General features: G+C 56.1%; 9 protein-coding genes. 6 read left to right on the forward strand and 3 right to left on the reverse strand.

Annotated features, from left to right (window positions below):
- The first annotated feature begins 20 nt into the window (after positions 1 to 20).
- The 6 genes from nudC to FHW04_RS22660 all read left to right on the forward strand — a co-directional run bounded on the left by nudC (position 21) and on the right by FHW04_RS22660 (position 4417).
- Positions 21 to 791 carry an NAD(+) diphosphatase gene (gene nudC, locus FHW04_RS22635; protein ID WP_069729839.1) on the forward strand — a complete coding sequence of 257 codons (771 nt, stop codon included), beginning with the start codon at positions 21 to 23 and terminating at the stop codon, positions 789 to 791.
- A gap of 40 nt (positions 792 to 831) precedes the next feature.
- Positions 832 to 1899, forward strand: coding sequence for a uroporphyrinogen decarboxylase (gene hemE / locus FHW04_RS22640; protein WP_089562566.1), 1068 nt, complete (start codon positions 832 to 834; stop codon positions 1897 to 1899).
- Between the two features lie 2 nt (positions 1900 to 1901).
- Positions 1902 to 2570 (forward strand): deoxyribonuclease V, encoded by a 669-nt coding sequence (gene nfi, locus FHW04_RS22645; protein ID WP_089562565.1) that lies wholly within the window; start codon positions 1902 to 1904, stop codon positions 2568 to 2570.
- 63 nt (positions 2571 to 2633) lie between these two features.
- Positions 2634 to 3224 (forward strand): YjaG family protein, encoded by a 591-nt coding sequence (locus FHW04_RS22650; protein ID WP_031376924.1) that lies wholly within the window; start codon positions 2634 to 2636, stop codon positions 3222 to 3224.
- Positions 3225 to 3412: 188 nt separating this feature from the next.
- Complete coding sequence (gene hupA / locus FHW04_RS22655; RefSeq protein WP_003850136.1) at positions 3413 to 3685, forward strand: nucleoid-associated protein HU-alpha; 273 nt, start codon at positions 3413 to 3415, stop codon at positions 3683 to 3685.
- A 69-nt stretch (positions 3686 to 3754) separates the two neighbouring features.
- The gene (locus FHW04_RS22660; RefSeq protein WP_089562564.1) at positions 3755 to 4417 is read left to right on the forward strand and encodes a DUF1481 domain-containing protein; all 663 of its coding nucleotides are present in this window, start codon (positions 3755 to 3757) and stop codon (positions 4415 to 4417) included.
- Between the two features lie 35 nt (positions 4418 to 4452).
- On the opposite strand, the gene purD is transcribed toward FHW04_RS22660, so the two are convergent.
- The 3 genes from purD to FHW04_RS22675 all read right to left on the reverse strand — a co-directional run.
- Positions 4453 to 5733: a phosphoribosylamine--glycine ligase gene (gene purD / locus FHW04_RS22665; RefSeq protein WP_089562563.1), complete on the reverse strand. Its 1281-nt coding sequence runs from the start codon at positions 5731 to 5733 to the stop codon at positions 4453 to 4455.
- Positions 5734 to 5751: 18 nt separating this feature from the next.
- On the reverse strand, positions 5752 to 7341 hold the full coding sequence (gene purH, locus FHW04_RS22670) for a bifunctional phosphoribosylaminoimidazolecarboxamide formyltransferase/IMP cyclohydrolase (protein ID WP_089562562.1): 1590 nt from the start codon (positions 7339 to 7341) through the stop codon (positions 5752 to 5754).
- A 302-nt stretch (positions 7342 to 7643) separates the two neighbouring features.
- On the reverse strand, positions 7644 to 7837 hold a 194-nt coding region (locus tag FHW04_RS22675), incomplete at its 5' end, for a hypothetical protein (protein WP_227022003.1).

The raw sequence follows: 7837 nt of genomic DNA on the forward strand, positions 1-7837 counted from the left end.
CGCTAAGGATGACGAAATAAATGCAATGCGAAATCTCAAGCGTAGACGCTGGATGGTGGATTGTCAGCCACGAGCAGAAACTTTGGTTGCCGCAAGGTGATTTACCCCACGGAAGCGCCGAAAATTTCGGTCTGACGGGTACCAAAGCCCGACAGATTGGCGAGTGGCAGGGGGAAAAAGTCTGGCTGATTTGCGAGCCACGTGCAGAGAGCATGTTTTCGGTACGGCAACTGATCGATCTGGATGTGGGGCTGTTTCAGCTGGCGGGACGCGGCGTGCAGCTGGCGGAGTTCTACCGTTCCCATCGCTGGTGTGGCTACTGTGGTCACGAAATGCACCACAGCAAACATGAGTTTGCCTGCCTGTGCAGTCATTGCCGCGAGCGATATTATCCGCAGATTGCGCCCTGCATTATCGTGGCGATCCGGCGTGGCGATGAGATCCTGCTGGCGAATCACGCCCGTCATCGTAATAACGTCTATACCGTACTGGCTGGCTTTGTCGAAGTCGGCGAGACGCTGGAACAGGCGGTGGCACGTGAAGTGATGGAGGAGAGTAATATCCGCGTCAAAAATGTCCGCTACGTCACCTCCCAGCCGTGGCCATTCCCGCAATCGCTGATGACGGCGTTTATGGCGGAATATGATAGTGGCGATCTGCAACATGACGGCAAAGAGTTGCTGGATGCGGCCTGGTTCCGTTTTGATGCCTTGCCCTTGCTGCCGCCACCGGGCACCGTGGCGCGTCGCCTGATTGAAGATACCGTCGCCCTGTGCCGCGCCGAAGCGTGAAAGTGCTACACTACACGCCTGAAATTGAGAGAGTAATGAAATGAGTGAACTGAAGAACGATCGTTATTTGCGTGCCCTGTTACGTCAGCCAGTAGATGTAACGCCAGTGTGGATGATGCGCCAGGCCGGACGTTATTTACCAGAATACAAAGCGACGCGCGCCGAAGCGGGTGACTTTATGTCGCTGTGTAAAAATGCTGAGCTGGCCTGTGAGGTGACGCTGCAGCCGCTGCGCCGCTATCCGCTGGATGCTGCAATCCTCTTCAGTGACATCCTGACTATCCCTGATGCGATGGGCCTGGGCCTCTATTTCGAAACCGGCGAAGGTCCGCGCTTTTCGCATCCGATTACCTGCCGGGCAGATGTAGAGCGTTTGCCGGTGCCCGATCCGGAAATGGAACTGGGTTACGTAATGAACGCGGTGCGCACCATCCGTAAAAGCCTGAACGGCGACCTGCCGCTGATCGGATTTACCGGCAGTCCGTGGACGCTGGCCACCTACATGGTGGAAGGCGGCAGCAGCAAAGCGTTCACCAAAATCAAAAAGATGATGTATGCCGATCCCGCCACGCTGCATGCGATGCTGGATAAACTGGCGGACAGCGTTATTCTCTATCTCAATGCCCAGATTCGCGCCGGTGCGCAGTCAGTGATGGTGTTTGATACCTGGGGCGGCGTCCTGACCGGCCGTGATTACCGCGAGTTCTCGCTGCACTACATGCACAAAATCGTCGATAGCGTGCTGCGTGAAAACGACGGTCGTCGGGTACCGATTACCCTGTTCACCAAAGGGGGCGGGCAGTGGCTGGAAGCGATGGCCGAAACCGGCTGCGATGCGCTGGGCCTCGACTGGACCACAGATATCGACGATGCACGCCGCCGTGTCGGTGACAAAGTTGCGCTGCAGGGCAACATGGATCCTTCAATGCTCTATGCGCCACCCGCCCGTATTGAACAGGAAGTGGCCGGGATTCTGCAGCGTTTTGGCAATGGCACCGGTCATGTTTTCAATCTCGGTCACGGTATTCATCAGGATGTCCCGCCGGAAAATGCGGGCGTGTTTGTTGAAGCGGTGCACCGTTTATCGCGTCCTTTCCATCAGGAGTAACCATGGATATTGCCGCACTTCGCGCTGAGCAGTTGCAACGCGCCGCTGATGTGGTGCGTGAAGATGACTTTGACGTATTGCCGCCGCGCTTTATTGGCGGGGCGGACGTCGGATTTGAACAGGAAGGTGCCGTCACCCGGGCGGCGCTGGTAGTGCTTGAGTGGCCTTCGCTAACGCTGGTGGAACATCGCATTGCGCGTATTGATACCACCATGCCTTACATTCCCGGCTTTCTCTCCTTCCGTGAGTATCCGGCGTTGATGGCCGCATGGCAGATGCTGGAGCAAAAACCGGATCTGCTGTTTGTCGACGGTCACGGTATCTCCCATCCCCGACGGCTCGGCGTTGCGTCGCATTTTGGCCTGCTGGTCGATGTGCCCACCATTGGTGTCGCGAAAAGTCGTCTGTGTGGCCGGTTTGCCGATCTGGATGCGCAGCCTGGCAGTCGTCAGCCACTGATCGACAAAGGCGAACAGATAGGCTGGGTGTGGCGCAGCAAGCAGCGTTGCAATCCGCTGTTTGTCGCCACCGGTCATCGTGTCAGCCTGGATACCGCGCTGCAGTGGGTCGAAAACTGTACGCGTGGTTACCGGCTGCCGGAACCGACCCGCTGGGCCGACGCAGTTGCCTCGAACCGAACCGCTTTCCAGCGCTGGCAAAACGCGCTTTAACACTGTTTGTGCTGCGCTTTTGCAGTTACACTGCCGCCAGCGAAACGAATAAGAGCCACCTTTATGTTACAAAATCCCGTTCATCTGCGTCTGGCGAAGCTGGAAAGCTGGCAGCATCTTACTTTTATGGCCTGCCTGTGTGAGCGTATGTACCCGAATTATCGGGCATTCTGCGAGCAGACCGAATTTGCCGATCCGGCACTCTATCGCCGCATTCTTGATCTGATCTGGGAAAACCTGACGGTCAAAGATGCGAAGATCAACTTCGACAGCCAGCTGGAAAAACTTGAAGCTGCCATTCCTGATGGTGATGCGTTTGAGGTTTACGGTGTGTATCCGGCGATTGATGCCTGCGTGGCATTAAGCGAAGTGGTTCATGCGCAGCTGAGCGGCGACACACTTGAGCACGCGATTGAAGTCAGCGAGACCTCAATTACTACCGTTGCCATGCTGGAAATGACCCAGGCTGGACGCGAAATGACCGACGAAGAGCTTCGTGAAAACCCGGCCATCATTGATGAATGGGACCTTCAATGGGAGATTTTCCGCCTGCTTGCCGAGTGCGAAGAGCGTGACCTTGAATTAATCAAAGGCCTGCGATCGGACCTGCGTGAAGCGGGAATTAGCAACATCGGTATAAATTTCCAGCAGTAAGGCGACAAAACGTGACTTCAGGCCCGAATTAGCGCGCCTGGAGGCTTCACATCGGCCCCCTCTCTGGTCTACATTTGGGGGGCTGAAAATTGTGGCTATCGGTGCGTGCAGGCTGAAGAGTGCCAGAATATGGCTTTTCCCTCGCACTCGTTGCTTAGCAAGCGATAAATACACTTTAAGGATAACTTATGAACAAGACTCAACTGATTGATGTGATCGCAGAAAAAGCTGACCTGTCTAAAACCCAGGCAAAGGCAGCGCTGGAATCTACTCTGGCTGCGATCACTGAGTCTCTGAAAGATGGTGATGCTGTACAACTGGTTGGTTTTGGTACTTTTAAAGTGAACCACCGCGCTGAGCGTACCGGTCGTAACCCGCAGACTGGCAAAGAGATCAAAATCGCTGCAGCAAATGTACCGGCATTCGTGTCTGGTAAAGCGCTGAAAGACGCCGTTAAGTAAGACGTCGCACTGCGGTTAAGCTTTAAAACAGGGGGCGATTCGCCCCTTTTGTTTAAGGGGCCTGCCATCATGACCACGCTGCTTCAGCGTTTTTCCGCCCTGTCTCTCTCCTTATTGCTTTTCGGTTGCAGCTCAACATCCGATATTCCTCCTTTCTCTGCCAGTGGTTATCTTGCTGACCGTGGCGTCGTGCGCATCTGGCGCAAGAATAACGATCACCAGTCGGTCCATATCCGCACCATTTTTACCCCGTTCGCCAGCGGTGAAGGGGAAATTACCGATTACATCTGGCTGGAAGAGGCGTTAATCAGCGTTCATCGTCAGGTCAAAGGCGAGCATCCCGATGACGTCACCTTACGGTTTGACCAGGAAGGCGGCCTTAACTTTATGCAGCGCCAGCTGGCTGGCCGGCGCGAAGCGGTCAGTCCGGATGCGGTTGAGTTGTATAAGTTCGACGCCCAGCGGATGCGCCACGTTAGTGACGCGCTGCTCAGCGGCCGGATATTCCTGCGGCAGGGTCACTGGCAGGGCGGCAATTTGATCGAAAGCTGTGAAGGCCAGCAGGTCAGGCCCGCCTTCGATAGCGATGCCTTACGGACGCTGGCGCAGCAGCAGCGTGGGTCGGCCTCGCCATTGATGGTTTCATGGCTGGAAGCGCCGGAAGGGGTGCAACTGTTGCGGGTAAGCCAGCAGGATGACTGCGCACAGCAGCCGAAAGAAGAGGATATGTAAGCGCAGGAGTAAGGGGCACACTGTGCCCCTTTGACTTATTTGCGGTTAATAGCGCGGTAGCCAATATCGCGGCGGCAGAAACTGCCTTGCCAGGAAATCGGCTGAGCCAGCTGATAAGCCCGCTGTTGGGCCGCCGCCACATCGTCGCCCAGCGCGGTAACGCACAGTACCCGGCCACCGTTGGTAAGCACTAAATCGTCTTCCAGGCGAGTTCCGGCGTGGAATACCTTGCCATCCTCAACCTCTTCCAGGGGCAGACCGTGAATCTGATCGCCCTGATGGTAATCGCCCGGATAGCCGCCCGCCGCCAGCACCACGCCCAGTGACGGCCGTGGATCCCACTCAGAGGTTTTCTGATCCAGCGTGCCGGCACAGGCTGCCAGGCAAAGATCGACCAGATCCGACTGCATACGCAGCATGATCGGCTGAGTTTCCGGATCGCCGAAGCGGCAGTTAAATTCGATCACTTTAGGCTGACCGGATTGATCGATCATCAAGCCGGCATAGAGAAAGCCGGTATAGACGTTACCTTCAGCGGCCATACCACGCACCGTTGGCCAGATAATCTGATCCATCACCCGCTGGTGGATCTCATCGGTAACCACCGGTGCCGGAGAATAGGCGCCCATACCGCCGGTGTTCGGGCCGGTATCGCCGTCGCCGACGCGTTTATGATCCTGGCTGGTGGCCATTGGCAGGACATGCTCGCCATCGACCATGACGATGAAACTGGCTTCTTCACCGTCGAGAAATTCTTCGATCACAATCCGGTGGCCGGCATCGCCAAAAGCATTGCCGGCCAGCATATCCTGAACCGCCGCTTCCGCTTCCTGCAACGTCATCGCCACAATCACGCCTTTGCCCGCAGCCAGACCGTCAGCCTTAATGACGATCGGTGCGCCTTTCTTACGCAGATAGGCCAGCGCAGGCTCAACCTCGGTGAAGTTCTGGTATTCGGCACTCGGGATCTGATGGCGGGCAAGAAAATCTTTGGTGAAGGCTTTTGAGCCTTCCAGCTGAGCGGCTGCCTGGGTCGGGCCAAAAATGTTCAGGCCGGCAGCGCGAAACGCATCGACCACGCCCGCCACCAGTGGCGCTTCAGGGCCGACGATGGTCAGATCGATGGCTTCGCGTTGTGCAAAGGCCAGCAGGGCAGGGATGTCAGTGGCGGCGATCGCCACATTTTGCAGCGCCGGCTCTAATGCGGTGCCAGCGTTGCCCGGTGCCACAAACACAGTTTCCGCCAGCGGAGACTGTGCAGCTTTCCAGGCTAATGCGTGCTCACGTCCGCCATTGCCAATCACTAAAATTTTCATCTGTAACTCTCCAAACGATTAATGGCGGAAGTGGCGCATATCAGTAAAGATCATCGCTATGCCGTGTTCATCGGCTGCGGCGATCACTTCGTCATCACGGATCGAGCCGCCAGGCTGAATCACGCAGCTGATACCTACCGCCGCTGCCGCATCAATACCGTCGCGGAACGGGAAGAAGGCGTCAGACGCCATCGCCGAGCCTTTCACTTCCAGCCCTTCATCGCCCGCTTTGATGCCGGCAATCTTAGCGGAATAGACGCGGCTCATCTGGCCAGCGCCGATACCGATAGTCATATTATCGCGCGCATAAACAATGGCGTTAGACTTAACGAACTTCGCCACTTTCCAGCAGAACAGCGCATCACGCAGTTCCTGCTCCGTTGGCTGGCGTTTGCTGACCACGCGCAGCTGGCTGGCATCGACCATACCGAGATCGCGATCCTGCACCAGTAAGCCGCCATTAACCCGTTTGAAGTCCAGCGCTGCCACCCGGTTTTGCCACTGACCGCAGATCAGCACCCGGACATTCTGTTTGGTCGCGGTAATTTTCAGAGCCGCCTCGGAAACTGCAGGCGCAATGATCACTTCAACAAACTGACGGCTGATAATGGCCTGCGCGGTTGCTTCATCCAGCTCGCGGTTAAAGGCGATGATGCCGCCGAATGCGGAGGTCGGGTCGGTCTGCCAGGCACGCTCATAGGCCGTCAGCAGAGAATCACCGACCGCGACGCCGCACGGGTTAGCATGTTTAACGATGACACAAGCCGGCTCGCTGAACTCTTTTACGCATTCCAGCGCCGCATCGGTATCGGCAATGTTGTTATAAGAAAGGGCCTTGCCCTGAACCTGCTGTGCGGTAGCGACGGACGCTTCCGCCACATTCTCTTCTATATAGAAGGCCGCATCCTGATGGCTGTTTTCGCCATAGCGCATATCCTGCTTTTTAATGAAATTCAGGTTAAGGGTACGCGGGAAGCGACCGGCTGGCTGGCCGCGTTCGCCATGATAGGCCGGCACCAGCGATCCAAAATAGTTAGCGATCATGCTGTCGTAGGCGGCTGTATGCTCGAAGGCTTTAATGGCGAGGTCGAAGCGGGTTTCAAGGGTCAGGGCGTTCTGATTCGCATCCATCTCGGCCACGATAGCCGGATAGTCGCTGCTCTTCACTACGATCGCCACATCTTTATGGTTCTTTGCAGCGGAGCGCACCATAGTTGGGCCGCCGATATCGATGTTCTCAACGGCATCTTCCAGCGAACATCCTTCACGTGCCACCGTCTGGGCAAAGGGATACAGGTTTACCACCACCATATCGATTGGGCTGATGTCGTGCTGCGCCATGATGGCATCATCCTGGCCGCGACGGCCCAGAATGCCGCCGTGCACTTTCGGGTGCAGGGTTTTGACGCGTCCATCCATCATTTCCGGGAAGCCGGTGTAGTCAGAGACTTCAGTGACAGGCAGGCCCGCATCCGCCAGCAGGCGAGCCGTGCCACCTGTGGAGAGCAGCTCGACACCGCGGTCAGCGAGCGCCTGAGCAAATTCGAGGATACCGGCTTTGTCAGACACACTGAGCAGAGCGCGGCGTACAGGACGACGTTGTTGCATGGTGGTTTTATCCCTTGGCTTTGTTTCGCGTATATAAGAGCGTTACATCAAGCTTAACGATCCTTCCTTTGCTTATATAAGAAGAAAAGATCGAAAACTTCAGGTAACGCCCCGAAAAGGGGCGTCCGTTACGTCGCCGGGCATTGTAGCGAAAACGTTTGCGTGATGCTCGCCTAAATTCGCTGCGGCCGATGAATGTGGATAAGTTTGTGCGTAACTGCGTATAACAGAGGCTTTTGCTGTGGAATGCAGCGAACGGTTGTTTTTATGCAATTTACTGGTTGCGCCTGCCGAACAACTCCCTATAATGCGCCTCCATCGACACGGAACAACGGCTTACCGGCCGCCGGGTTGAGAGGCACAGGAGACTGCGCCGCCGGAGAAAAGCTTCTGAAAAAGAAGTTGACTCTGAGGGAGGAAAGCGTAATATACGCCTCCTCGCGACAGGACGCTAACGCACTGTTCGCACTGCTCTTTAACAATTTATCAGACAATC

Source organism: Pantoea sp. AN62 (assembly GCF_050432985.1).
GTDB lineage: Bacteria > Pseudomonadota > Gammaproteobacteria > Enterobacterales > Enterobacteriaceae > Pantoea > Pantoea brenneri.